The sequence below is a fragment of the Sphingomonas sp. Mn802worker genome (assembly GCF_000382485.1).
Taxonomy (GTDB): Bacteria; Pseudomonadota; Alphaproteobacteria; order Sphingomonadales; family Sphingomonadaceae; genus Sphingomonas.
In genome coordinates this window covers 103,614-127,318 of record NZ_AORY01000015.1, presented here as the reverse complement: position 1 = coordinate 127,318, position 23,705 = coordinate 103,614, and the positions used below count along the sequence as shown (strand labels likewise).

The following is a 23,705-nucleotide window of genomic DNA, read 5'->3' as shown; positions in this document are numbered from 1 at the left end:
CCCGCATTGCACGACACCCGAGAAGCGCGGCGCGCTCGTGCGGTCGAGCATACGCCCCGGGATCGCCTCAGCGCTTCGGCAGCGCGATCTCGAACATCGTGGGCCACAACTTGCCCGTCACGAACAACCGGCGCCTGGCCGCGTCCCAGGCGATGCCGTTCGCCACCGCCTCGGGGTTGGTCGCCGCGACCTCCGCGACGATCGCCCGCAGGTCGATGATCGCGGTGACGTGGCCGCTCACAGGATCGATGCGCAGCACGAACGGCGTGTGCCACACGTTGGCCAGCACCTGACCGTCGACCCATTCGAGCTCGTTGATCTGCGTGACCGCGCGACCGTTCAGCGTCACGTCGACGCGGCGCTGCTCGGCGAGCGTGACGGGATCGTGGAAGGTGAGCGTGGCCGAGCCGTCGGAGCGGATCAGCGAGCGGCCGTCGCTGGTCAGCCCCCAGCCCTCGCCGGTGTAGCGCGCGGTGCCGATCTGTTTCAGTGTCCGCGCCGACCACAGGTGCGCGATGCCGTCGTGCCACGTCAGGCTGACCAGCCGGTCCCCGTGCGCCGCCAGCCCCTCACCGAACTGCGCCGGCGGGATGACGGCGCGCTGCGTGACCTTGCCCGTTGCCAGATCGACGCGGCGCACATCGGAGCGCCCCTCGAGTCCGACGCTCTCGTACATGGCGCCGTCATGCCAGACGAGCCCTTCGGTGAACGCCTGCGCGTCGTGGGGGAAGCGCGCAACAATGCGCGGCGTCAACAGCGGTGGGCGGGCGCGCTCGGGCACGGTTGCGCGACCGGCGGACGGCTGGGTCGATTGCTGCACAGCGGGGCCATCGGGCACGCGCAACGTCAGCGCAGCGCCGGCCGCGGCAAGCGCGACCGTGGGAAGAACCAACCAACGCAGCGTCATGCCTGCTCCCTCGTCATCACCGCTTCAACGAGAACGGCCCGCCCGGCTGATGCCGAACGGGCCGTTCATCAATTACCTGATCGGATGATCAGCTGTTCGGAGCGAGGTTCACCGCTGCGTACTTGCCGCGACGATCGACCTCGATCTCGAAGCTGAGACGGTCGCCCTCGTTGAGCGTCGGCATGCCGGCGCGCTCGACTGCCGAGATGTGGACGAACGCGTCGGGCTGGCCGTCGTCGCGCTGAATGAAGCCGAAGCCCTTCATCGCGTTGAAGAACTTGACGGTGCCTGTCGCCTTCTCTCCGGTCAGCGAACGCTGCGGGGCGCCCTGGCCGCCGCCGCGCGGGCCGCCCGGTGCGCCACCGAAGCCACCGTCGCGCGGCGGTGCACGATCGGTCACCGGCATCGGCTCACCGTCGATCTTCAGGTCGGTCGCCGAGATGCGACCACCGCGGTCGACGAGGGTGAAGCCGAGCGGCTGACCCTCGGCCAGGCCCGACAGGCCCGCCTGCTCGACAGCCGAGATGTGAACGAACACGTCCTCACCACCGTCGTCACGTACGACGAAGCCAAAACCCTTCTGGCCGTTAAAGAATTTGACCACGCCGGTGCCTTCGCCGACGACCTGCGGCGGCATGCCGCGGCCACCGCCGCCGCCGCCACCAAAGCCGCCACCGCCGCCGCGGAAACCACCGCCACCGCCGCCACCGAAGCCACCGCCGCCGAAGCCGCCGCGGTTGCCACCACCGAAGCCGCCGCTACCGCCGCCAAAGCCGCCGCCGCCGAAGCCGCCACGATCACCGCCTTCGAAACCGCCGCCGCCGAAGCCACCGCCGAAATCGTCACCGCCGAAACCGTCGCGCTTGTCGCGTCCACGCCCACCGCGTGCACCGCGGCCGCCCTTGTCGTAACCCATAAACCTGTTCAACTTCCCGGTCCGCCCGTCGCATCCATTTCGAAAACCACGCGCAGGACGGCGAACGCAGCTTTCGGGGCGCGATCGAATAGGCGCCTTGCCCATCGCATAACCTATCGCGAAAGGGTGTGCGAATCGTTTTGTGCGGGTTTCGCCACAAAAAAAGCATAATGTGCCAAATCTGTCGCAAGCAACGCACGTCGTAGCGCAGGGTCGTGCAGCCGCCACGCCAATCTAGCCGCGCTGGATCGCAGTTAAGAGGTCAGGAACCGAACGTGCCGGCCCGGTATAGCAGCGTGATCGCGACACGACGGTTGCGCGGATCGCCTGGCGCATTGCTAATCATCGGCTCGCGATCGGCAACCCCTTCGATCCGGTTGAACCGCGCTTCAGGGATACCCGCAAGCGCAAGCCGGCGCCGGGTCGCCTCGGCGCGGCCCGACGACAGCATCCAGTTGTTCATCGCACGCGGATCACCATAGGGCAGGCTGTCGGTATGGCCGCGTATCATGATCGGATTGCTGGTCGCCGCGATCCCGGTCGCGACCGTGCCGATCAGCTCGGACGCGCGGGTGTCGAGCGCGGTGGTGCCGAGCGCGAACATCGAATAATCGGCATCGTCGATCAGGTCGATCCGCATGCCCTCGGGCGTCATCGTGAAGCGGATGTGCTTGGACAGCTTCGCAATGTCAGCCTTTTTCGCCATGCGCGCCATCACCTCGCGCTTCAACTTGGCAAAGTTCTTCTGATCCTCCAGCATCGCCTCGCGCGGGGCGCTGCGCAGCGATCCCTTGGGCCCGAAACCCTGCTGCGTCCCACCCGCCGACTGAACGACGGTCGCAATCGCCTGCATGCTGGTCTGCCCGGCGTTGGGACCGAGCTTGTTCTGCGACATGATCGATTCGCCGCCGAACGGGCCGATGCCGCCTACGCCTAGCGACTTGTTGTCGATCAGCGTCGGCGCGAAATAGTCGGCGATCCCCTTGCGCTGCTTCTCGGTCGTCGCGCCGAGCAGCCATAGCAGCAGGAAGAATGCCATCATCGCGGTGACGAAATCGGCGTAGGCGACCTTCCACGCGCCGCCGTGGTGGCCACCGTGTCCCTCGATGTAGATCTTCTTGACGATGATCTTGGGCGGCACATTCGCGCCGTGTGGTGCGCGCGCCACGTTACTTGCCCCTCAGACCGTCGAACACCTCGGCGAAGCCGGGCTGGTTCTTGTGCTGGATGCCCGAGCGGGCCGCCTCGATCACCAGCGGTTGCGGGTGGCCGTGCAAAGAAGCGATGATAATCTGCTTGACCACATGGTAGATTGCGGCGTCGGCATCGATCACCTGCTTGAGGCGCCCAGCGAGCGGCGAGACGATGCCATAAGCGAGCAGCACGCCCATGAAGGTGCCGACCAGCGCCGACCCGATCATCCCGCCCAGGATCGAGGGCGGCTTGTCGATCGAGCCCATCGTCTTCACTATCCCGAGCACCGCGGCGACGATGCCGAGTGCTGGCAGCGCGTCGGCGAGGCTGGAGAGTGTCGTGTGCGGCCCCTCGACCTCGTGGTGGTGGGTCTTGATCGCATTGTCCATCACATCCTCGACCGCGTGGACGTCGAGCGTGCCCGACGAGACGACGACGAGCCGGAGCGTGTCGGCGATCAGGTTGACGAGCGTGTGGTCCTTCAGAAGCTTGGGATATTCGGCGAACACCGCCGACGAGCTGGGGTCCTCGACGTGCGGCTCGAGCGCGATCGGCCCTTCCATCCGAAGCATCTTCATCAGTTTCGACACCAGGAAGATGACGTCGAGATAGTCCTGCTTCTTGTACTTCGGACCCTTGAACACCTTGGCGAGCCCGCCGCCCATCGCTTTCAATTCCTTGCCGGAATTGCCGATGATGAGCGCGCCCGCCGCCGCGCCGCCGATGATGAGCATTTCGTGCGGGATCGCCTCGAACACGGGGCCGAGTGCGCCGCCGGTGATCGCGAAACCACCGAACACCATGACGAGGAGGACAACGAGGCCGATGCCGGCGAACATGCGCGATTCCCTGGGTTATTCGACCGCATGGTTAACCGGCAGGTGGTAGCGAAGTGGTTAAGCGCGGCGGCGTTTAATCGCGCGCGCGTTCGACCTTTAGCGAATGTAGTCGAAGAGCGAGAGCTGCGACAGCTTCGAGAAGCTCGCCTGCGTCGCCGACAGGATCGTCATCGTCTTCTGCAACTCGGTGATCGCGGTGGTCACGTCGACATCTTCCATGTCGGAGCGCGCGGTCTCACGGTCGGTACCCACTTGCGTGAAATAGGCCGCCTGCAGGTCAACGCGAACCGCGCGCGCACCGACCGAGGCCTGCGCCTGCGTCGTCTGCGCCGAGATCGCCGACAGATCGGCATTGTCCGCGTCCGAGAGCGTACCGCCCGCCTCCAGCGTCGCGATCATGGAGGTGATGACCTCACCGATGTCGCGCCCGGTGGTGGTACCGTCGTCCTTGATCTTGAGCACGTCGCGCGCGGCGACGCTCGGCTGCACGGTCTGACCGTCGCCGATCGGGATTGCGGACGGTTGCCCGGCGGCAAAGGTGAGCGCGCCGGTAGCGGTCTGCGTGACCGCGGGCGTTTCCGCCTGTCCAGCGACGGCCGCCTCGGAGCCGCCGAACAGCGGCGCACCACGCGCGTCCTTCGCGTTGGCGAGGCCGACGATGCTGGCGAGCACGTCCTTCAACTGCGTCGCGATCGCCTGCTTCGCGTCCTTCGACAGCGTGCCGTTGCCGGCCTGTACCACGAGCTCGGTGGCCTTTTGCAGCTGGTCACCGATGCTGCCGAGCGTCGAGTCGGCCTGTGCGAGCACGCCCTGCGCGATCTTCACGTTGGCGCCGAACGCTGCGTCGTCCGCGCCCGCGGTGCGCATGCCCTGCAACCGCTGATACGCGACCGCATCGTCGGACGGCGCCTGGAGCTTCTTCCCCGTCGACACCTGCGTCTGCAACGCCTCGGCGCGCGCGGTGAGCGCGTTCATCGCGCTGGCCGAGCGGCCGTAGAAGCCGCTGGTGGAAAAACTGACCGGCATCAGCGGATCTCCATCAGCGACTGAAATACGTCCTTCGCGACCGAGATAACGCGGCTGGACGCCTGATATGCTTGCTGGAAGCGGAGCAGCTGCACTGCCTCATCGTCGAGATTGACGCCCGAGATCGCATCGCGGGCGGTGGTCGCGCCAGAGAGGATCGCGTTCTGCGCGTCGCCGACGATGCGGCGGTTGGCGATCGCGGCGGCATTGCCCGCGACCAGGCCGGTGATCCCGCCCTCGAAATTGCCGCTCGCACGCGTCGCCTGCAATTTTGCGAGGTTACTGCCGTCGCGCGTCCCGCTGCCGGTCGCGGCCGCGGCGATGCCGGACGGGTCGGTCATCGCGACGCTCATCCGCGTAGGATCGGCCGCGTCATAGGCGAAGATCGGCTGACCCGCGGCGTTGTTCAGGTCGACGCCTTCGGCCTGGACCGCGTTGACGCTGTCGGCGAAGTCCCGCGCGGTGTCGGCGACCAGCCCGCGCGTGTCGACGATCCGCTGCGCGGCGTCCGCGATGCCGGCGAGCGAGCCGCCGCTCGGCTGGAACGCCTGCGCGTCCTTACCGCGGGTGACCGTGAAGGTGACGTTGCCTTGCGCGCTGCGCGCGTAGGAAACGATGCCGGCGTCGCGACCCGAGACGAGCGTCGGCCCGGCCTCTCCGCCCACGCGAACCGTCGCACGCCCGGCGGCGTCGAACGTTGCCGACACATCGGACAACGCGCTCATCTGTTCAAGCAACTGATCGCGCTGATCGGCGAGGTTCGCCGCTGCTGCGGTGCCCGCCCCTGCGCGGCCAAGCCCATCGTTCACCTTGGCGAGCGCACCCGCGAGGTTGGACAGCGTCGCCGCGTCGCCGTCGGCGGTCTGGTCGAGATCGGCAACGACCTGACTGAGCGCAGCGCCGGTGGCGGCAAAGCCCGAAGCGACGCTCTGCGCGTTCTCGAGCATTACGCTGCGCTGCGCACCCGAGGCCGGGTCGGCAGCCAGCGCGGTGGCCGAGGTGTAGAAACTGGTCAGACGGCCCGACACATCGGGGCCGGTCATTGCGGTTTGTATGCGATCGAGCCATGCCGATCCCGCCTGCGTGCGCGATAGGTCCGCACCCGCGCTGCGCACCGCAGCCGAGCGAATCGCATCGGCGGCGCGCTGCGTGCCGGTGACGACGACGCCGTAGCCGTTGACGCCCTTGATCCCCGCGGCCGACACCTCGGCCATCTGCGCGGTGCGACGCGCGTAGCCGACCGTGCCGGCATTGGCGATATTCTCCGACGTCGTCGTCAGCGCGCTCTGAAACGCGCGAACGCCGCTGGCGCCGATGGAGAGGAGATCGCTCATTCAGGCAGTTTGCCACCACCCTCGTTAAGATTCGGTTGCCCGCGCCCCAGGAACTCGGTCATCGCCCGGCCGATGCCGAGCGGCGTGTGCTCGGCCATCGATTGCACCGTCTTCTGGTCCTGCATGTCGCGGAACGTGTCGAGCGCCTTGCTGTCGAACAACGGGTCGGCGAGCTTTGCCTGACGCATCGACTTCAGCATCATGCCGGTGAACACCGATTCGAACTGCTGTCCCGCCTTGGTCAGATTTTCCTTGGTATTCGCGCGCGCGAACGTGCCGGTGGCGGCGCCAGAGGTAATGGGCGGCGTGAGCGAGGCGCTGGCGGCCGCGATGTTGGGGGTGTCGGTCACAGGACGATCAACTCCGCTTTCAATGCGCCGGCTTCCTTCAGCGCCTCCAGGATCGCGACGAGATCGGCGGGGCTGGCACCGATCGCGTTCACCGCCTTCACCACATCGGCGAGCTTAGGACCGGGATTGAGGAGGAACATCGGCTTGCGCTCTTCATCGACCGAAACGCCCGACTTGCGCTCAAGCGCGGTCTGGCCCTGGCTGAACGGCGCAGGCTGGCTGATCCGCTGGTTTTCGTCGATGCGCACGGTCAGCTTGCCGTGGGTGACCGCCGCTGCGCCGACGCGCACCGCGGAATTGATGACGACGGTGCCGGTGCGCGCGTTGACGATCACCTTCGCAGGCGGCTCGGCACTGGTGACATCGAGGTTTTCGATCTGGCTCATCAACCCGGCGCGAATATCAGCACCAACCGGCGCGCGCACCGCTACCGAGACCGCGTCAATTGCCTGCGCGGTGCCGAAGCCCAGTCGCTGGTTGATCGCGCTGGCGACGTTCTGCGCGGTGGTGAAATCGGCGCGCTGCAAATTATAGGTGAGGAACGGAGTGTCGGCGAACCCGGTCGCGACCGCGCGCTCGACGGTCGCCCCTTCAGGGATGCGGCCGGTCGAGGGGACGTTGATGACGATTTTCGATCCGTCCGCGCCCTCCGCGCCGAGGCCACCGACCGCGAGATTGCCCTGCGCCATCGCATAAATCTGCCCGTCGGCGCCGAGCAGCGGCGCGAGCACCAGGCTGCCGCCACGCAAGCTCTTCGCCTTGCCCATCGAAGCGACGGTGATGTCGATCCGCTGACCCGGCTTGGCGAACGGCGGCAGATCGGCGGTGATCATCACCACCGCGGCGTTCTTCAACCCCGGATTGACGTTAGGCGGCAGTTGCAACCCGAACCGCGACGCGACCGCCTTCACCGATTGCACGGTATATTCGAGGTTGTCATCACCGGTGCCGGGCAGCCCGACGACGATGCCGTAACCGGTCAGCTGATTCGACCGGATGCCCTGGAACCCGCCGAGATCCTTGATGCGATCGGCCTGTGCGGGAACGGCAATCGTCGACAGCGCGATCAACGCGGCAAGCGCGCGAACCATCATCGAGCGTAGAAGGGGAAAGGTCGTCATGATCAGCGAACCTAGGCGAGACATGGTTACCGCGGCGCTAATGCCGTGGGTGCGACGGGCGCTCAGAACGGCGAGATCACGCTAAAAAAGCGCGACAGCCAGCCCTGCCGGCTGGCGCGGGCGACATCGCCCTTGCCGGTGTAGGCGATCTGCGCGTCAGCGACGCGGGTGGAGGGCACGCGATTGTTGAGGTCGACGTCCGCCATCCGCACCAACCCCTTGATTTGCACATATTCGTCGCCGCGGTTGAGCGTCACACGCTTCTGCCCCTGCACCAGCATCGTGCCGTTGGGATAGACCTGCGACACCGTGACCGACACTTCGCCCGACAGCGAATTGGCCTGGTCGGCGGACCCTGCACCGTTGAAGTTACGGTTGCCGCTGGCACGGATCGAACCCGGATCGATGAACGACAGCGGCCCGGTTGCAGGCGGCGTCAGCCCGCCCGCGCCGGTCGAATCAAGCTTCGACGAGGCAGTCTTCGACGCGGCAGTCCGCTCGACCAGCACGATCGTCAGCGGATCGCCAACACGGCGCGCGCGCCAGCCCTCCGTCAAGGCGCCATAGCCTTCCGCGACGTGGAAGATCGCGCCATCTGTGGGCGGCGGCGCGGCGGGCACCATCGGCGACCGCACCGCGGTGAAATCCTCCGCCGGCTTCTTCGAGCCGAACAGCTTCGCATCGGCAGACGACGGCACCACGGCGGCGGCGACGAGCGCAGCGACGGTGGCACCAAGCGCGAGCTCGATCCAGTGCGCGGAGAGGGAATGGGGCATGCGGCTGGCCATCAGAGGTTCTGGTTGACGTATTTAAGCATCTCGTCGGTGGCCGAGATCATCTTTGAATTGACCTCATAGGCGCGCTGCGTCTCGATCATGTCGACCAGTTCCTCGACGACGTTGACGTTCGATGCCTCCAACGCGCCCTGGCGTACCTTCCCGCGACCGTCTTCGCCCGCGATGCCCAGGTTGGCGGCGCCCGACGACGCAGTCTCGCGCAGGTAATTGTCACCGGTGCTCTGCAGACCCGCGGCGTTGGGGAAGCTCGCGACCTGGATCTGGCCGAGGTTCTGCGCATCGGTCTGCCCCGGTACGGTGGCGGACACGGTGCCATCAAGGCCGATCGTCACCTGCGTCGCGTTAGGCGGGATGTTGATGCCGGGCATCACCTGATAGCCCTCGCTGGTGATCAGCTGCCCCTCGGGCGAGCGCGAGAAATTGCCCGCGCGCGTGTAGCCGAGCTCGCCGCCGGGCAGCTGAACTTGGAAATAGCCATCGCCGTCGAGCATCATGTCCAGTGAGTTGCCGGTCTGTTGCGTCGCGCCCTGCGTGTCCATGCGGGCAGTGCCCTGCACGCGCACGCCGGTGCCGAGATTGAGGCCGGTCGCGTACTTGCTCTCCGCGCTCGACGCGGCGCCCGCGGCGGTCACGACCTGGTACGACAGCGTCTCGAACGCCGCGCGGTCGCGCTTGTAGCCGGTCGTGTTCACGTTCGCGAGGTTGTTCGAGATGACGCGCATCCGCATGTCCTGGGCGTCGAGCCCGGTGCGCGCGATGTGCATGGCGGCGGTGGTCATGGCACGGTCCTTGTTCGATTATCTGGTCGGTTTGGAGGATCAGGCGGTGTAGGCGTCGTTTCAGGTCGGCAGCCGCATCAGCGACGCGCTCGACTCGTCCATCGACTTGGCTTCCTTCAGCAGGTTTGCCTGCACTTCGTAGCTGCGCTGGTTCTCGACCATGTCGACTAGCGCCTTGGTCATGTCGACGTTTGACCCCTCGAGCGCACCCGAGGCGAGCTTCGCGTCAAGGTTCTCGGGCAGGTTGCCGCCGCCCTTGACGTGGAGGAGATTGTCGAGGCCCTTGACCGTGGTGGAACCCTTGTCCGACACGAGCTTGATCTTGTCGATTACGGTGGTCTCGGTCGCGGCCGCGCCCAGCGGCACGATCGAGATCGAGCCGTCGCCGGCGATCGACAGCGACTGGTAGGGCGGGATCGTGATCGGACCCGATTGTCCCATCACCAGATAGCCATCGCCGGTCTGGAGCGTGCCCGACTGCGTGACCGACAGATCGCCGCGGCGCGTGTACGCCTCGCTGCCGTCGGACGCCTGCACGGTCATCCAGGTGTCGTTGCCGGTCATCGCGACATCGAGGTTGCGGCCGGTTTGCTGGAGTGCGCCCGGCGTCCGGTCGGCGTCGGTCACTTCCTCCGCGGTCGGCTGGCGCGCCGACAGCGCCTGCGTGCCGTCCGACAGCGTGATGCGGTCGAACACGACGCGGTCGGCACGAAAGCCGGTGGTGGACGCGTTCGCCATGTTGTTGGCGATCGCCGCCTGCGCGGCCATCTGCGCGCGCAGGCCGGTCGCCGCGGTATAGACGAGCTTGTCCACCTATCCTGCTCCCTCTCCGGTCTTACGCGCGGATGTTGAAGATGGTCTGCGAGATCTGGCTCGCAGTATCGAGCGCCTTCGAGTTTGCCTGAAAGTTGCGCTGCGCCGCGATCAGATTGACCAGCTCCTCGGTGATGTCGACGTTCGATCCCTCGATCGTGCCCGACATCAGCTTGCCGTAGCCGTTCTCGTTCGAGCTCCCCATCGTGGCCGAGCCCGACAGGCCGGTCGCGGTCCAGTAATTGCCGCCGTTCTGCTTCAGCCCCGTCGGATTGACGAAGTTGGCGAGCGCGACCTTGCCCAGCTTGACGCTGTCGCCGTTCGAGTAGCTGGCGGTGATGATGCCGGTCTCGTCGACCGCGACACCGGAGAACTCGCCCTTGGCCTTGCCGTCCTGCGTACGCGACACAACCGAGAAGGGCTGCTTCGCCGCGGTGCTGCCGCCGAGGTCAAGCGCGATGGAGCGCGTGCTGCCGTCCGCCGCGGGAGCGAAGTCGAGCACAGTGGTGCCCGCCGGCGCGGTCATGTTGCCGTCGCCGTCGAAGGCGACCGGCGTACCGTTGCCGTTGTTGAGCGGGGCACCCGCAGCGTAGCTGTACATCGTCCACGTGGTCGCGCCCGATGCGTCCGCGGCGGCATCCTTGACGAAGTAGTTGGTGAGCGTGGTCGTATTGCCGGCCTTGTCGACAATGGAGGTGCTGGTGGAGGTATTGTAGCTCGACGCGTCGCCTGCGTTGAACGTGGTCGTGGCAGGCGCGGCCGCTGCCGCGTTCAGCTTCATCTTCAGCGTCACCGCGCCCGTCGCGGTCGCATCACCGCTGGTCAGCGGGATCTTGACGTCACCGAGCTGGCTATTCGCGGGTACGGTACCATCGGTTTCGACCGCATAGGCCTGCAAGCGACCGCCCTGCGAGTCGGTGATGAAGCGGTTGGTGTCGAGCGAGAAGGCACCGTTGCGCGTGAACGCCTGCGTGCCGACCGCGTTGGGCATCTTCACCGCGAAGAAGCCGTCGCCCGAGATCGTCAAGTCGAGCGAATTGCCCGTCGTCTGCAGGCTGCCCTCGCTGAACTGCTGCCGGTTCTGCTGCAGCACCGCGCCCGAGCCGACCATGCGGCGCGGGTCGGAGGTGAAGTTCGACGCCATCACGTCGGCGAACTCGCTGCGCGACTTCTTGAACCCGTTGGTCGACACGTTGGCGAGGTTGTGGCTGATCGTCGAAAGATCGGTCTGCGCGGCCTGAAGACCCGAAAGCGAGGTGTAAAAGGACATGGGGGTTACTCCGAGGAATAGATGAGTGGAATCAGCCGATCTGGCGAACGGCGCTGGCAGGAATTTCGCCCAGGCCCGGTGCGGTCAGCACCGTTTGGCCGGTGGCGGTGGAAACCGACTGGACCGGCGCCCAAACGAGGTTGTTGGCGGACACGAACTGCCCTCCGTTCGACGCGGCCACGCTGACGGTGAACGGACCTGAACCCGCATCCTCGCCGGCATCGGTCTTGCCGTTCCAGTCGTAGCTGACCGTCCCGCCCGGCTTCGCCCCAAGCGACAGGTTCTTGAGCACCATGCCGTTCGCGTCGGTGATGGTGACGCCGACATCACTCGCCGCACCGCCCAGCTCGATCGCGCCCGCGATCCCGCCCGACGTGCGCGCATAGGCGGTCGAACCCGGCGTCAGCACGGTCTTGCCGATATAGCTGACCGCGTCGGCGGTCGTCGTCGCCCCCAGCTTGTCGGAGATCGCCTGCAGCGTCGTCGACATCTGCGTGATGCCGGCGAGCGAGGAGAATTGCGCCATCTGCGCAACCATTTGCGTGTTGTCGACCGGGTTGAACGGATCCTGGTTCTTCATCTGCGCGGTCATCAGCTTCAGGAAGTCGCCCTGGTCGAGCGTCGTCTTGGCACCCGTCAGCGCCTTGTTGGCGTTGGTCGCCGCGCTGGTGCCGGACGTATTCGTAATCGTCGTCATGCTCAGCGGCCCAGCTTGAGGGTGTCGATGATGAGCGACTTGGCGGTCTGCATCACCTCGACGTTGTTCTGATAGGTGCGCGCCGATTCCATCATGTCGACGAGCTCGCGCGATTCATCGACCGCGGCCTCGAACACGTTGCCGTCCTTGTCCGCCATCGGATTGGCGGGGTCGTAGCGCTTGGTCGGCGTCTCGCCGGCGGTAACGATGCGCTCGACATCGACCGTCGACAGCCCGGATGCCGCGTCGAAGCTGGTGCGGAAGACGGGCTTGATCGTCTTATAGGCGGCGTCGGCCGAGCCAGCGACATTGCCGGCATTCGCCAGGTTCGACGCACTGGTATTCATCCGCGTCAGCTGCGCGGACATCGCGCGACCGGCGGTCTGGAAGATGGTGACGGGCGTGCTCACGTACTTATTCCCCCTTCAGCGCGCGGATGATCTGGCCGATGCGCCCGTTCAGAAACGAGAGCGTCGTCTGATACTGGACCGCGTTCTCGGCGAACGCGGTCTGTTCCGAGGCGAGCTCGACCGTGTTGCCGTCCATGCTCGGCTGGCTCGGCACGCGGTACTTGGTCTGCGCGGTGATGCCGGCGTCGACGTTGCCGCCCGCGGTCGCGCTCGCCAGCGCCGACTTCCAGTCAACGTCGCGCGCCTTGAAGCCCGGCGTCGACGCATTGGCGATGTTCGACGCGAGCACGCCCATGCGCTGCGCCCGCACCTCCAATGCCGATCCGTGTACCCCGAACAGACTGTCGCCAGCCATGTTTACTGCCTCCTGCGATGCGCCGAACGAGGCGCTCGCGGGAACATCAGCAAAGCGCGTGCCAGTTCTCGCGATCACAGCGGATGAACCGCGATGCCGGATCTTCATCGGGCGTAAGCGGCAAAGCCTTGCCGGTTGCCGGCAATCGTCCTTGCCGCCGGCGGCAGTGCTGGTAGCCCAGCTCGCGATTACCGAGTGCGTCGCACCACTGGGTGCACTTGGCCCGCGCCTTGCACCGGCGAGCGCGATGACACCCGGCACCTTCCTCGATCCGCTAGCGCTCGCCCTCGTGATTGGCGGCACCGCGCTCGCCACCGCGCTGCGCACGCCGTTCGCCGACCTTCGGCGCGCGGTTGCAGCGCTCCGCGTGCTGACGCGGCGTCGTTTCTCCGCCAGCTCCTTGCTCGAACAGATCACCGCGCAAGACCGCATCGCCCGGCGTCACGGCGCGATGGCGCTTGACCGCAGCGTGATCGCCGATGCCGACGTCGCGGCAGGTATCGCGGGCGTGGTCGACGGCCTCGCGCCCGAGGTGATCGCCGCCGAGCTCGACGCGCGCCGCCGCGCCCGGATCGAGCGCCACCTCGCCGCCGCTGACTGCTGGGCCGGGGCGGCGGAGGCGGCGCCGGCGATGGGGATGGTCGGGACGATCGTCGGATTGGTCGTCATGTTCACGCGGATGAGCGATCCCGCCGCGATTGGCGGTGCGATGGCCGTGGCGCTGCTCGCCACGCTCTATGGTGCGCTGGTCGCCAATCTGATTGCGTTGCCGATCGCCGCGCGGCTGCGCGCCGCGGCGCGAGTCGAGGCGGCCGAGCGGCAGCGGCTGGTCGCGCCACTGGTCGCGCTGGCGGTGCGCGAGGCACCGCGTGCGAGCGGCGTCACCGCGATCCGGGCGAATGCGGCGTGAGCATGTCCCTTCACCCGGCACCGTTCGACGAAGACTTTCCGCCGCTCTCGCGGTCGCGGCCGCTGTGGCTCATCACACTTGCCGACCTGGCGCTGCTGCTGGTCGGCTTCTTCGTGCTGCTCGAGGCCAATCGGCAGCTCGACCCGCGCGTGATTGCGCGCGCCGTGTCCGCGGGATTGGGCGTCGAGCCGCCGCCGCTCGCAGTCGCGGCACAGATCGTGCCCGGGTTCGAGCGCGGTTCGGCGCGCGTGCCGGTCAGCGTCGACGCGCTCGCCGCCTGGGCGCGGGCCGAGTTACGCGATCCGCGCGTCGCCTTGCGCGTGAGCGGCTCGACCGACGGCAGCACGAGCGACGTCGATCCCGCCAGCGGCAGCGCCGCGCTGCTTGCCACCGACCGCGCCCGCGCCGTCGCCGCCGCACTGGCAGCGGCCGGCGTGCCGATCGAGCGCACGCAGATCTCCAACGCCGACGCAGGCACCCGCCCCGCGCGCCACGTCCTCATCACGCTCGCCTTCGTCGGCGAGGAAGGAACACGATGATCATTCTCTCGCTTCTCGCCGCCGCGTCGTTCCAGGACACCGGCTCGCTCGACCGCGCGGTGGCCGCGTTCACCGCGCGTCCGGTCGGCAGCGAAGGCGGCGCGCGCGCGCCGGTCGACCCGCGGCTGCGGCTGGCGCAATGCCCGACGGTTGCGCTTTCGTGGCGCAGCGAGGCGCATGATGCGGTGGTCGTGTCGTGCGCCGGTCCCGACTGGCGCATCTTCGTCCCCGTGCTCGCACCGCCGCGCGCGGTCGCGACGCCCGCCGTCGTGAGCGCAGGCGCGGCGATGACGCCCAAGGCCGCGCCGCCGGTCATCCGCCGCGGCGATCCCGTCACGATCGAGGCGGGGTCCGAAGGCTTCTCGATCACGCGCGAGGGTGTCGCCATCGCCGATGCGGCACCGGGTGCGCGCTTCATGGTGCGCGTCGATGGCACGCCGCGTCCGGTGCAGGCGGTCGCGGTCGACGCGGGCCGCGCGACCCTGCCCGGCTGGAGCGAGTGAAAAAACTCCTAAAGCCATCCGCACAACGGCCGTTTCTCCGCATGTCAGCGACAACCAACAGGTGCGGACATGGTGGAATCGGTCAAACCGACGACGATCAAGGCGAACGATTTGCGTATCGGCGCAGTCACCCGCGTGGCGAACACCGCGCCTGCGGTGACGACCGCGCCGGCACAAACGCCCGCTGCCGCCGCCGCACCCACACTCGCACGCGTCATGGCGGCATCCGCGCCGTTGGATGTGGCGCGCGTCGCGTTGATCAAGGAAGCGGTCGAGGCCGGTCGCTTCCCCTTGTCGCCCGCCAGCGTTGCCGACGCGCTGATCGCCGCCAAATACGAGTGGATGTCGCATGACGCGTCGTGATGCCCTGGTCCGCGTGATCGACGCGCTTCACGCCGAGATTGCCGCCTTGAAGACCAACGATGTCGCAGGGCTGGAACGCGCGACCAGCGGCAAGCTGCGTGCGATCGAGACTCTGCAGACGCTGGGCGACGGTCCCGCCACGCCGGAACTGCGCGGGTTGGCGGAGGAAGCCGACCGGTTGAACGACACCTGCCGCATCTACGTCAACCTGATGGCGGCAAATGTTCGCCGCCGCCTGCAAGTCCTGTCCGGTGACAGTGCCGGCGCCTATGGCCGCGGCAAGCTCGCCTACGCCTGACACCCACTGCCGGCGCGCTTGAACGCGTTTGGCACGACCCTTGCTGTTCGATCGGCTCGTAACAGGGCCTTTTCAGATCAGCATGACCGTTTCCGCGATCAACAGTGCGAGCCAGCGCGTCACCTCCGCGATCCAGCGGGCGGCGGCGCGGACCGGCATCGACTTCGATTACCTGATGGGTCAGGCGAAGCTGGAAAGCGGCTTCAACACGAACGCACGCGCCGGCACCTCGTCGGCAAGAGGTCTATATCAATTCATCGAGCAAAGCTGGCTGGCGGTGATGAAGCAGCACGGCGGCGAGCATGGGCTCAGCTGGGCGGCGGACAGCATCCAGAAGGTCGGGGGGCGCTACGTCGTCGCCGGCGGCAACCGTCAGGCGGTGCTGGGCCTGCGCAACGATCCCGAGGTCGCCAGCCTGATGGCAGCCGAGCACGCCAGCGACAACAAGGCCGCGATCGAGGGCGCGACCGGGCGCACCGCGACGGGCACCGACCTTTACATGGCGCACTTCCTGGGACTTGGCGGCGCGAAACAGTTCCTGTCGGCGATGGCGAGCAATCCGGGGCGCGACGCCGCGAGCCTGTTCCCAGCCGCCGCGCACGCCAACCGCAGCGTCTTCTATTCGAGCGACGGCAGCGCACGCTCGCTGTCCGAGGTCTATCAACGCTTCGCCAGCAAGCTTGGCGACGGCGCCGACGCGTCGGACAGCGGCGTCGCATCGACCGGCGGCCTGTCGACGATGCAGTTCGCCGCGCAGGCGCTCGGCCTGAACATGGGCGGCGGTGACGACGCGACGGTCGTGACCGGCGCGGGCGAGAGCGCGAGCGACGCGCTATCATGGGCGCGCTCCACGCTCGGGCAACTGGGGGGCCAGATCAAGGGGCAGGCGGCGAGCCAGGCGTCGCTGCTGCGGCCCAGCCCCGACAATGCGCGGCTCGCCTATCTGATGCTCGCATCGATGGGGGGCCGCTAAGCGATGAAGCTGCTCGCCAACGCGCGCCAAGCGGCGCTGCCCGCCGCGATCCTGCTGCTCGTCGTGCTGATGGTGGTGCCGATCCCGGCCGCCATGCTCGACATCTTCTTCATCATGAATATCACGATCAGCCTGGCCGTGCTGATGGTCGCGCTGAACGCGGAAAAGCCGCTCGATTTCTCCGCCTTCCCGACCGTGCTGCTGTTCGCGACACTGTTCCGGCTGGGCCTGAACGTCGCATCGACCCGCGTCGTGCTGGTCCACGGCCACGAGGGCGAAGCCGCCGCGGGTCATGTGATCGAAGCGTTCGGGACCTTCGTGATCGGCGGCGATTACGTCGTCGGCCTGTTCGTATTCGCGATCATCGTCATCATCAACCTGATCGTCGTCACCAAGGGTGCGGGCCGCGTGTCCGAGGTGTCGGCGCGCTTCACGCTCGACGCGCTGCCCGGCAAGCAGATGGCGATCGACGCCGATTTGAACGCCGGCCTCATCACGCCGGACGAGGCGAAGAAGCGCCGCGTCGACGTCGCGACCGAGGCCGAGTTCTACGGATCGATGGACGGTTCGTCGAAGTTCGTGAAGGGCGATGCGGTCGCAGGGCTGCTGATCCTCGCCGCCAACATCTTCGGCGGGCTGATCCTGGGCCCGGTCAGCCACGGTCTCGGCATCGCCAAGGCCGCGCAGACCTATACCATGCTGGCGATCGGCGACGCGCTGGTCGCGCAGGTGCCGGCGCTGCTGCTGTCGATCGCCGCCGCGTCGATCGTGACCCGCGTCAAGTCGGAGAAGGATCTGGCGGGTCAGATCGGCAGCCAGTTCGGATCGGCGCGTACCTGGACGCCGGTCGCCGCGATCCTGACTTTGCTCGGCATCCTGCCGGGCATGCCGCACCTCGTCATCCTGCCGATCGCCGCCATCGCCGGCTTCGCCGCGTGGAAGCTCAACCAGATCGCCAAGCGCCCCGCCCCCGCCGAGCCCGCGCCCGTCGCCGAAGCACCCGACCTGTCCAAGATCGGCTGGGACGAGGTGACCGAGGGCATGATGGTCAACCTCGACATCGGTTATGGGCTCGTGCCCTTGGTCGACGAGCGCCGCGGTGCGCCGCTGATGGCGCGGATCACCGGCGTGCGCCGGCAATTGTCGAAGGAGCTCGGCTTCGTCGTGCCGCAGGTGCGCGTGCGCGACGACATCAACCTCGCCCCCTACACCTACCGACTGATGCTGGGCGGCGTGTGCGTCGGCGAGGATCAGGTCTCGCCCGACGAGATGCTGGCACTCGACACCGGCCAGGGCTTCGGCGAGCTGCTCGGCAAGAAGGCGAAGGATCCGACCTTCGGGCTCGACGCCACCTGGATCGCGCCGGGCGATGCCGATGCCGCGACCGGCCAAGGCTACCTTGTCGTTGACGCGGGCACCGTGATCGCGACGCACCTGAACCACGCGCTAGGCGCCAATTCGTCCGACCTGCTGGGTGCGGACGAGGTGCAGGCGCTGCTCGATGGCCTCAAGGAACGCTCGCCGCAGCTCGTCGCGTCGCTGTCGCCCAACCCGCTGCCGCTCACCACGCTGACCGCGGTGCTGCGCGCGCTATTGGCTGAGGGCATCACGCTCAAGGAATTCCGACGCATCGCCGCCGCGATCTCGGCCTCCGCGCAGCACAGCGCCAATGCCGAAGAGATCGTCGAGCTGGCACGCCCGCTGCTCGGCGGGCTCATCATCCAGAAGCTGGCCGGCGTGCGCGAGCCGCTGCGCGTCATGACGCTGGAGGGTGGCTTGGAGCAATTGCTCGGCCAGGCCGTCCGCGCCGACCCGTCGCGCCGCCACGTGATCGAGCCCGATCTGGGCCGCCGCATCGTCGACGCGCTGCAGGCCGCCGCGCAGCCGATGATCGCGGAGGCCAAGCCCTTCGCGCTGGTCGTCCAGCCCGCGATCCGCGTGAGCCTGCGCAAACTCGTTCGAACCGTTCTGCCGGATACCCCTGTCATGAGCTTCTTCGAAGTACCCGAGGACAAGGCCGTCGAGGTCGTCGCCGTTATCGGCGGGGCAAGCCAGCCCGCGCATGTCGGCCACCAGCAGGCGCTCGCCGCATGAGCGCCGAGCCCATGCGGAGCACGTTCGCCGACGCGCAGCCGGTACTGGCTCCTGCCCTGTCGTCCACCCCGCTCACCTATAGTCCGCGCGTACGCGCGCGGGACGACGCGGCGCTGGTGCAGGCGCACCTGCCGCTCGTCCGACGGATCGCGTGGCATGTCCATGGTTCGGTCTCGACCGCGGTCGAGGTCGAGGATTTGATCCAGGTCGGGCTGGTCGCGCTGGTCGAGGCGGCGTCGGGCTGGGAGGACCGTGGCCAAGTGACGTTCAAGCAATATCTGACCACGCGGCTGCGCGGCAGCATGATCGACGAGCTGCGCCGCCACGCCGCGATGACGCGCGGCGCGATCCGCCGCCGGCGCGAGTTCACGCGCGCGACCAACGCGCTGTCGCACGAACTCGGCCGCGCGCCGGTCGAGCGCGAACTGGCCGACCGGCTGGGCGTGACGGTCGAGAAGCTGCGCAGCGACTATGCCAGTGCGGACGCGGTCAAGTACGAATCGATCGACGAGGTCTATGCCGACGACCAGCCCTGGTTCGCGAGCGACGAGCCCGACGCCTTCACGCAACTGGCCGAGGCCGAGCAGCGCGACTGCCTGATCGCCGCGATCGCCAGCCTGCCCGAGCGTGAGCAGCTGGTGATCCAACTTTACCATGTCGAGGAGTTGAACCTCGACGAGATCGGCCAGGTACTGGGCGTCGGTGCCGCGCGGGTGTGCCAGATCAAGGCCGCCGCACATGCGAAGCTGAAGAAGGCGATGCTGCGCCGCTGACGCGCTCCTGACTTCTCCCGAATACCTGCCCCGCCCGCGCGCCTGCGTCGGCGGGGTTTCTTTTGCGTGCGCGGCGCGTTCGGCGTGCGAAGGAGAGATAAGATGACCGACCAGCGTGAAGCCAACGGCGCGCCCGAGCAGCCGATCGGCGACGTGGACGCGGGCGGCGTCCCGATCGGCCACGAGGCGGAGCGCCGCCCGGCCGAGGACGACACCGCCGCGCACGATGACGGCACCGACATGGATACCGACGACCTGACCGTTCAGGGCGGCGAGTAGGTAGCTGGTCGACACGAGCGTCGTTGAGTCACGTTCACCGGCTGCCGCGTGTCGTCATCGGCGACCGGCGCGAAAGGTCGCGGAAAGTTCCTAAGGTCACACCCCTACGCAGGTGCGCGGGCGCGCGCGGCTGCGCGCGGGCGGATATAGCGATGTTAAAGAGCAGCTGAACGGCGCCTTGGAGCATCGTCTGCGTGTAGGACAGCGCCGGACGCACCCCACACAAGCGAAAGCCCCGGCGGTCGCGTGACCGCCGGGGCTTTGTTTCACCCGAAGGCTGGTTCGGGCTTAGCCGAGCAGCTTCAGCACACCCTGCGCCGACTGGTTGGCCTGCGCCAGCATCGCGGTCGATGCCTGCGACAGGATCTGCGCCTTGGCGAGGCTGGTCGTCTCGGTCGAGAAGTCGGTGTCCTCGATCCGGCTGCGTGCGTCCGACAGGTTGGTTGAGGTGGTCGTCAGGTTGTTGACGGTCACTTCCAACCGGTTCTGCATCGCACCCAGGTCACCGCGGCTGGCGGAAATCTTGTCCATCGCGGCATCGATCACCGACATGGCGCGCGATGCACCCGCCTGCGTCTCGATCGAGAGCGCACCGGCGACCGAGTCGTCGTCACCGCCCTGCGCGGTCAGACCGACCTTGGTCAGCGTGGCCGCCGAACCCTGGACGCGGACGTCGGCGCCGCTGGGCGAGGACAACGTGATCGTGCCGCGCGAAGCAGTCCCGATCGTACCAGCCGAGCCGTCAGCATTCTTGACTGCGGTGGTGAAGGCGTTGTCGTCCGTCAGCGTGATGTCCTGACCCGTGTCGGACGACAGCACCAGCTTGCCGTCCGCATCGGTCGATGCCTTGATGCCCGCCACGCCTGCGGTGTTGATCGCGTCAACCACGCCGGCCGTGTCCGTCGCGTTGGACAGGTCAACAGTCGATCCGTTGATCTTGAAGCTTGCGGCGTCGACGTTGGCGAGGTTGACGTCAAGCGTGACCTGGTTGCTTGCGCTGGCGGTGACGCCGGTCTGGCCCGACGCCGCGTTGATCGCCGCAGCCTTCGACGCTGCCGAGGCGTCGCTCGACTTGCCAATTGACACGCCGTTGATGCGCAGGTCGTCGCTGGCGGTCAGCGCATCGGTGCCGGCGCTGATGCCGGTGACCGCGCCGCTGGCGCTCGTCGCGTTCAGGCCGAACGCTGCGAAATCGCCGGCCGCACCTGCATCACCCTTCGAGATGCTGATCGCCGAGCCGTTCTGGCTGTTGAGCGCCATGAAGCCCTGATAGGTGCCGGTCGTGAAGCCGCCCTTCGACGCGGCGGTGCCACCGATCGCGATCTGCTTGCCGGTGTCGTTCGACAGCGTGATCTTGCCATCCTTCAGCGTCGCGGTGACGCCTGCCACGTCGCGGTTGATATTCTTCACCAGTTCGTCCGCGTTCGCGCCGGTGACGCTGACGGTGTTGATCGTCAATTCGCCCGTGGCCACGCCCGACGACGAGATCGCGCCGCCGGCGACCGTGTTGTAGGCGGTCGCCGAGACACCGGTGTTGGCGGTGTTGGCGTTGATCGCATCGGCCAGCGTCTTGGCGTTGTCGGTCGCCGTGCTCTGGTTGGCGTTGAGCGCGGCCTTGCCGTTGATCTGGATGTCGCCCATGTTCAGGTTCGTCAGTGCACCGACGCGACCCGTGGTCAGCTGACCCTCGACGCGGTAGCCGGTCAGGCCGAGCGCACTGGCCGACACCGCGCCGACCGACATCGACACCGATTCACCCGAGTTCGTGCCGGTCTGGAGTTTCAGATCCTTGACCGAGCCGTCGAGCAGGTTGAGGCCGTTGAAGTTGGTCGTCTTGGCGATGTCGTTGATCTGCGAAGTCAGCTGCGTGACTTCGGACTGGAGCGCCTTGCGGTCCGACGCGCCGAGCGTGCCGTTCGCCGACTGAGTCGCCAGTTCCTTCATGCGCTGCAGCATGTTGGTGACTTCGCTGAGCGCGCCTTCCGCGGTCTGCGCCATCGAGATGCCGTCATTGGCGTTGCGCACCGCGACGTTCATCGACTTGATCTGGCTGGTCATGCGGCTCGAGATGGCGAGGCCAGCGGCGTCGTCCTTGGCCGAGTTGATGCGCTTGCCGGTCGACAGGCGCTCCATCGAGGTCGCGAGCGACTTGCTCGCCATGCTCGATGCATTGGCGGCGCGCAGCGATGAGATATTGGAATTGATAACGGTCACGGTGAAGTCCCCTTCAATCGAGATTGCCGGGCCCGCTTCACGTTTCGTCGGGCCGTCACCGCATCAAACGACCGCCCGCCGCCGGCTTTAAGCGACTTTTCGCGAGAAAATTTGACGCGGCGTGATGCCCAGCAGAGCACCTCGCGCGCCCTCGCCTGTGTAGATACACCCCGCGCGCGGCACACGCGGACGCGCCCGGAAAATATCTGCCGCCCCGGCCGGCAACGATACGCAGCGTTAACCAATTCGGCGGCAAAAGGAGTTCACCACAGGGGGAATCGATTACCATGCGTTCGATCGTGCCGTCGGCGAGAGTGATGAACGAGCATCTGACGCTCGTGTCGTCCTTGCGCGCGCAAGGCTTCGCGGTGGAGCTGCCGGGCGGCCGCGCGCAAGCGGGAGCCGGGCATCTGGTCGCCGAGGGCGAGGCAATGGCGGTGCCGGCGCGCACGCTGATCGTCGCGCGTGCCGACGAGGGCGAGGCACCCGGCGTGCAGCCGTTCCGCGACGGACAGCCGGCACGGATCAGCTACGCGCACGGCGATGCCGCGGTCGGCAACGCATTCGCGCGCGCGCTGATCGGCGGGCCCGAGCTGCCGACTGCGGCCGACCCCGAGAGCCTGGCGCTGCTGGCACTCGCCGAGCGCGTCGCCGAGGCCGACATCACCGTGCTGATCAACGGGCCGACCGGAACCGGCAAGGAAGTGCTGGCACGCACGATCCACGCGAACTCCGCGCGCCGCGATGGTCCGTTCGTCGCGCTGAACTGCGCCGCACTGCCCGAGACGATGCTGGAGGCGATGCTGTTCGGACACGTCAAGGGCAGCTTCACCGGCGCGACCGCAGCCGGCGATGGTTTCTTCCGCGCCGCGCACGGCGGGACGATCCTGCTCGACGAGATCGCCGAAATGCCGGTCGGCTTGCAGGCGAAGCTGCTGCGCGTGTTGCAGGAGCGCGAAGTGGTGCCGATCGGCGCGACGCAGCCCGTCGCGGTCGACGTCCGCGTGATCGCGTGTGCCAACCGCGATCTGCAGGCCGAGGTCGCCGCGGGTCGCTTCCGCGCCGATCTCTACTATCGCCTGTCGGTGTTCCCGCTGACGACCAAGGCACTGACCGAGCGGCCGCAGGATATCCCTGCGCTCGCCGCCACCATGATCCTGCGCCACGTGAAGTCAGGTGGGGCAGGCACCCGCGCGACCGTGCCGTGGCCGTCGGACGACGCGATCGCCGCGCTGCTGGCGCACAATTGGCCGGGTAACGTGCGCGAGCTGGAAAACGTCATCCAGCGCGCGCTGCTGTTCGCGGGCAATGCCGACACCATCGAGGCGAGCCACATCCTGTTCGATCGCCCTGCCGCCGCGCCCGTCGCGCTTCTGCCGGTTGAGCCGGCCGACGAGCCCGCGACGCTGGGTCAGGTCGTGCAGCTGTCCGAGTTCGCCAAGATCCGCGAAACGCTGGCGGCATGCGGCGGCAGCCGGATCGAGACGGCGAAGCGCCTCGGCATCTCCGAGCGTACGCTGCGTTATCGCCTCGCCAAGGCGCGCGAGCAGGGTGACGACCTCGTGTCCGCCACGCTCCGGGTCGTCGGCGCATGAGCGCGATCGGAGGCGTCGGCGGCGTCGACCGCGTGATGGCGCTGCGTGCGCAGATCCTCGAGCGCAACAGCGCGTTGCAGCGGGCCAACACCGCTGCCGCCGCCCCCGCGGTCGACAGCGCCACGGCGGCCGCGCCGACCAGCTTCGCCGACACGATGCAGAACGCGCTGGCCAAGGTGAACGACGGCCAGCAACGCGCGACCGCTCTGTCGGAACAGTATGAGCGCGGCGAGACGATCGACATCGCGAAGGTGATGCTCGCGCGTCAGGAGGCATCAGTCGGCTTCGAGGCGACGATGCAGGTCAGGAACAAGATCTTGTCCGCCTACAAGGACATCATGAGCATGCCGGTCTGA

General features: G+C 67.5%; 26 protein-coding genes and 2 pseudogenes. 11 read left to right on the top strand and 17 right to left on the bottom strand.

Annotated features, from left to right (window positions below):
- Positions 1-67: 67 nt before the first annotated feature.
- The 15 genes from SMN802W_RS0114050 to flgB form a co-directional block, all read right to left on the bottom strand.
- A complete protein-coding gene (locus tag SMN802W_RS0114050; protein ID WP_019517555.1) occupies positions 68-907 on the bottom strand; it encodes a glutaminyl-peptide cyclotransferase in 840 nt (279 codons plus the stop codon).
- Between the two features lie 88 nt (positions 908-995).
- A complete protein-coding gene (locus tag SMN802W_RS18855) occupies positions 996-1,823 on the bottom strand; it encodes a cold-shock protein (RefSeq protein ID WP_026326146.1) in 828 nt (275 codons plus the stop codon).
- Positions 1,824-2,085: 262 nt separating this feature from the next.
- Positions 2,086-2,991, bottom strand: coding sequence for a flagellar motor protein MotB (locus tag SMN802W_RS0114040; protein ID WP_019517554.1), 906 nt, complete (start codon positions 2,989-2,991; stop codon positions 2,086-2,088).
- A gap of 1 nt (position 2,992) precedes the next feature.
- Positions 2,993-3,856 carry a flagellar motor stator protein MotA gene (motA, locus tag SMN802W_RS0114035; protein ID WP_019517553.1) on the bottom strand — a complete coding sequence of 288 codons (864 nt, stop codon included), beginning with the start codon at positions 3,854-3,856 and terminating at the stop codon, positions 2,993-2,995.
- A gap of 96 nt (positions 3,857-3,952) precedes the next feature.
- Positions 3,953-4,882, bottom strand: a complete 930-nt coding sequence (locus SMN802W_RS0114030; protein ID WP_019517552.1) for a flagellin N-terminal helical domain-containing protein — start codon at positions 4,880-4,882, stop codon at positions 3,953-3,955.
- Positions 4,882-6,216, bottom strand: coding sequence for a flagellar hook-associated protein FlgK (gene flgK / locus SMN802W_RS0114025; protein ID WP_019517551.1), 1,335 nt, complete (start codon positions 6,214-6,216; stop codon positions 4,882-4,884). Before flgK ends, SMN802W_RS0114030 begins: the two co-directional genes overlap by 1 nt.
- Complete coding sequence (locus SMN802W_RS18760; protein WP_019517550.1) at positions 6,213-6,566, bottom strand: rod-binding protein; 354 nt, start codon at positions 6,564-6,566, stop codon at positions 6,213-6,215. Before SMN802W_RS18760 ends, flgK begins: the two co-directional genes overlap by 4 nt.
- Positions 6,563-7,657, bottom strand: a complete 1,095-nt coding sequence (locus SMN802W_RS0114015; protein ID WP_037524212.1) for a flagellar basal body P-ring protein FlgI — start codon at positions 7,655-7,657, stop codon at positions 6,563-6,565. Before SMN802W_RS0114015 ends, SMN802W_RS18760 begins: the two co-directional genes overlap by 4 nt.
- 92 nt (positions 7,658-7,749) lie before the next feature.
- Positions 7,750-8,463 (bottom strand): flagellar basal body L-ring protein FlgH, encoded by a 714-nt coding sequence (locus tag SMN802W_RS0114010; protein WP_156818911.1) that lies wholly within the window; start codon positions 8,461-8,463, stop codon positions 7,750-7,752.
- 11 nt (positions 8,464-8,474) lie between these two features.
- The gene (gene flgG, locus SMN802W_RS0114005; RefSeq protein ID WP_026326144.1) at positions 8,475-9,263 is read right to left on the bottom strand and encodes a flagellar basal-body rod protein FlgG; all 789 of its coding nucleotides are present in this window, start codon (positions 9,261-9,263) and stop codon (positions 8,475-8,477) included.
- A gap of 60 nt (positions 9,264-9,323) precedes the next feature.
- Positions 9,324-10,076: a flagellar basal body rod protein FlgF gene (locus SMN802W_RS0114000; protein WP_019517546.1), complete on the bottom strand. Its 753-nt coding sequence runs from the start codon at positions 10,074-10,076 to the stop codon at positions 9,324-9,326.
- Between the two features lie 22 nt (positions 10,077-10,098).
- Positions 10,099-11,346: a flagellar hook protein FlgE gene (locus SMN802W_RS0113995; protein ID WP_019517545.1), complete on the bottom strand. Its 1,248-nt coding sequence runs from the start codon at positions 11,344-11,346 to the stop codon at positions 10,099-10,101.
- 31 nt (positions 11,347-11,377) lie between these two features.
- Entirely contained in the window at positions 11,378-12,043 is a 666-nt protein-coding gene (locus tag SMN802W_RS0113990) for a flagellar hook assembly protein FlgD (RefSeq protein ID WP_019517544.1), read from the bottom strand.
- Between the two features lie 2 nt (positions 12,044-12,045).
- On the bottom strand, positions 12,046-12,453 hold the full coding sequence (flgC, locus tag SMN802W_RS0113985) for a flagellar basal body rod protein FlgC (protein WP_019517543.1): 408 nt from the start codon (positions 12,451-12,453) through the stop codon (positions 12,046-12,048).
- 4 nt (positions 12,454-12,457) lie between these two features.
- Positions 12,458-12,808 (bottom strand): flagellar basal body rod protein FlgB, encoded by a 351-nt coding sequence (gene flgB, locus SMN802W_RS0113980; protein WP_026326143.1) that lies wholly within the window; start codon positions 12,806-12,808, stop codon positions 12,458-12,460.
- A 247-nt stretch (positions 12,809-13,055) separates the two neighbouring features.
- Here flgB and SMN802W_RS0113975 point away from each other — a divergent pair, with 247 nt between their 5' ends.
- From SMN802W_RS0113975 to SMN802W_RS18400, 9 genes are all read left to right on the top strand, one after another.
- Positions 13,056-13,718 carry a MotA/TolQ/ExbB proton channel family protein gene (locus tag SMN802W_RS0113975; RefSeq protein ID WP_037524210.1) on the top strand — a complete coding sequence of 221 codons (663 nt, stop codon included), beginning with the start codon at positions 13,056-13,058 and terminating at the stop codon, positions 13,716-13,718.
- A 2-nt stretch (positions 13,719-13,720) separates the two neighbouring features.
- Positions 13,721-14,257, top strand: a complete 537-nt coding sequence (locus SMN802W_RS17235; RefSeq protein ID WP_238560220.1) for a flagellar motor protein MotB — start codon at positions 13,721-13,723, stop codon at positions 14,255-14,257.
- Entirely contained in the window at positions 14,254-14,760 is a 507-nt protein-coding gene (locus tag SMN802W_RS0113965) for a flagella basal body P-ring formation protein FlgA (RefSeq protein ID WP_019517539.1), read from the top strand. Before SMN802W_RS17235 ends, SMN802W_RS0113965 begins: the two co-directional genes overlap by 4 nt.
- Before the next feature lie 69 nt (positions 14,761-14,829).
- On the top strand, positions 14,830-15,123 hold the full coding sequence (locus SMN802W_RS0113960) for a flagellar biosynthesis anti-sigma factor FlgM (protein WP_019517538.1): 294 nt from the start codon (positions 14,830-14,832) through the stop codon (positions 15,121-15,123).
- Entirely contained in the window at positions 15,110-15,421 is a 312-nt protein-coding gene (locus SMN802W_RS0113955) for a hypothetical protein (protein ID WP_019517537.1), read from the top strand. Before SMN802W_RS0113960 ends, SMN802W_RS0113955 begins: the two co-directional genes overlap by 14 nt.
- Positions 15,422-15,503: 82 nt before the next feature.
- The gene (locus SMN802W_RS0113950) at positions 15,504-16,394 is read left to right on the top strand and encodes a lytic transglycosylase domain-containing protein (protein WP_019517536.1); all 891 of its coding nucleotides are present in this window, start codon (positions 15,504-15,506) and stop codon (positions 16,392-16,394) included.
- A gap of 3 nt (positions 16,395-16,397) precedes the next feature.
- Positions 16,398-18,488 carry a flagellar biosynthesis protein FlhA gene (gene flhA, locus SMN802W_RS0113945; protein ID WP_019517535.1) on the top strand — a complete coding sequence of 697 codons (2,091 nt, stop codon included), beginning with the start codon at positions 16,398-16,400 and terminating at the stop codon, positions 18,486-18,488.
- A complete protein-coding gene (locus SMN802W_RS0113940) occupies positions 18,485-19,261 on the top strand; it encodes a FliA/WhiG family RNA polymerase sigma factor (protein WP_019517534.1) in 777 nt (258 codons plus the stop codon). The genes flhA and SMN802W_RS0113940 overlap by 4 nt, the downstream gene beginning before the upstream one ends.
- A 102-nt stretch (positions 19,262-19,363) precedes the next feature.
- Entirely contained in the window at positions 19,364-19,540 is a 177-nt protein-coding gene (locus SMN802W_RS18400; RefSeq protein WP_019517533.1) for a hypothetical protein, read from the top strand.
- Positions 19,541-19,828: 288 nt separating this feature from the next.
- Here SMN802W_RS18400 and SMN802W_RS19015 read toward each other — a convergent pair.
- Both SMN802W_RS19015 and SMN802W_RS0113930 read right to left on the bottom strand, forming a co-directional pair.
- Positions 19,829-20,152, bottom strand: a pseudogene (locus tag SMN802W_RS19015) (flagellin); the annotation flags it as partial.
- Positions 20,153-20,353: 201 nt separating this feature from the next.
- Positions 20,354-21,754 (bottom strand): annotated as a pseudogene (locus SMN802W_RS0113930) (flagellin N-terminal helical domain-containing protein); the annotation flags it as partial.
- A 317-nt stretch (positions 21,755-22,071) separates the two neighbouring features.
- On the opposite strand from SMN802W_RS0113930, the gene SMN802W_RS0113925 reads away from it, so the two are divergent.
- On the top strand, positions 22,072-23,349 hold the full coding sequence (locus tag SMN802W_RS0113925) for a sigma 54-interacting transcriptional regulator (protein ID WP_019517531.1): 1,278 nt from the start codon (positions 22,072-22,074) through the stop codon (positions 23,347-23,349).
- The gene (fliE, locus tag SMN802W_RS0113920) at positions 23,346-23,705 is read left to right on the top strand and encodes a flagellar hook-basal body complex protein FliE (protein WP_019517530.1); all 360 of its coding nucleotides are present in this window, start codon (positions 23,346-23,348) and stop codon (positions 23,703-23,705) included. The genes SMN802W_RS0113925 and fliE overlap by 4 nt, the downstream gene beginning before the upstream one ends.

Excerpts from the sequence above, each read along its gene's own strand:
- SMN802W_RS0114050 (WP_019517555.1), bottom strand. The coding sequence starts at position 907 with ATGACGCTGCGTTGGTTGGTTCTTCCCACGGTCGCGCTTGCCGCGGCC.
- SMN802W_RS18855 (WP_026326146.1), bottom strand. The coding sequence starts at position 1,823 with ATGGGTTACGACAAGGGCGGCCGCGGTGCACGCGGTGGGCGTGGACGC.
- motA (WP_019517553.1), bottom strand. The coding sequence starts at position 3,856 with ATGTTCGCCGGCATCGGCCTCGTTGTCCTCCTCGTCATGGTGTTCGGT.
- SMN802W_RS0114030 (WP_019517552.1), bottom strand. The coding sequence starts at position 4,882 with ATGCCGGTCAGTTTTTCCACCAGCGGCTTCTACGGCCGCTCGGCCAGC.
- flgK (WP_019517551.1), bottom strand. The coding sequence starts at position 6,216 with ATGAGCGATCTCCTCTCCATCGGCGCCAGCGGCGTTCGCGCGTTTCAG.
- SMN802W_RS0114015 (WP_037524212.1), bottom strand. The coding sequence starts at position 7,657 with ATGGTTCGCGCGCTTGCCGCGTTGATCGCGCTGTCGACGATTGCCGTT.
- SMN802W_RS0114010 (WP_156818911.1), bottom strand. The coding sequence starts at position 8,463 with ATGCCCCATTCCCTCTCCGCGCACTGGATCGAGCTCGCGCTTGGTGCC.
- flgG (WP_026326144.1), bottom strand. The coding sequence starts at position 9,263 with ATGACCACCGCCGCCATGCACATCGCGCGCACCGGGCTCGACGCCCAG.
- SMN802W_RS0113995 (WP_019517545.1), bottom strand. The coding sequence starts at position 11,346 with ATGTCCTTTTACACCTCGCTTTCGGGTCTTCAGGCCGCGCAGACCGAT.
- SMN802W_RS0113990 (WP_019517544.1), bottom strand. The coding sequence starts at position 12,043 with ATGACGACGATTACGAATACGTCCGGCACCAGCGCGGCGACCAACGCC.
- flgB (WP_026326143.1), bottom strand. The coding sequence starts at position 12,808 with ATGGCTGGCGACAGTCTGTTCGGGGTACACGGATCGGCATTGGAGGTG.
- SMN802W_RS0113975 (WP_037524210.1), top strand. The coding sequence starts at position 13,056 with ATGACACCCGGCACCTTCCTCGATCCGCTAGCGCTCGCCCTCGTGATT.
- SMN802W_RS17235 (WP_238560220.1), top strand. The coding sequence starts at position 13,721 with ATGTCCCTTCACCCGGCACCGTTCGACGAAGACTTTCCGCCGCTCTCG.
- SMN802W_RS0113965 (WP_019517539.1), top strand. The coding sequence starts at position 14,254 with ATGATCATTCTCTCGCTTCTCGCCGCCGCGTCGTTCCAGGACACCGGC.
- SMN802W_RS0113960 (WP_019517538.1), top strand. The coding sequence starts at position 14,830 with ATGGTGGAATCGGTCAAACCGACGACGATCAAGGCGAACGATTTGCGT.
- SMN802W_RS0113955 (WP_019517537.1), top strand. The coding sequence starts at position 15,110 with ATGACGCGTCGTGATGCCCTGGTCCGCGTGATCGACGCGCTTCACGCC.
- SMN802W_RS0113950 (WP_019517536.1), top strand. The coding sequence starts at position 15,504 with ATGACCGTTTCCGCGATCAACAGTGCGAGCCAGCGCGTCACCTCCGCG.
- flhA (WP_019517535.1), top strand. The coding sequence starts at position 16,398 with ATGAAGCTGCTCGCCAACGCGCGCCAAGCGGCGCTGCCCGCCGCGATC.
- SMN802W_RS0113940 (WP_019517534.1), top strand. The coding sequence starts at position 18,485 with ATGAGCGCCGAGCCCATGCGGAGCACGTTCGCCGACGCGCAGCCGGTA.
- SMN802W_RS18400 (WP_019517533.1), top strand. The coding sequence starts at position 19,364 with ATGACCGACCAGCGTGAAGCCAACGGCGCGCCCGAGCAGCCGATCGGC.
- SMN802W_RS0113925 (WP_019517531.1), top strand. The coding sequence starts at position 22,072 with ATGAACGAGCATCTGACGCTCGTGTCGTCCTTGCGCGCGCAAGGCTTC.
- fliE (WP_019517530.1), top strand. The coding sequence starts at position 23,346 with ATGAGCGCGATCGGAGGCGTCGGCGGCGTCGACCGCGTGATGGCGCTG.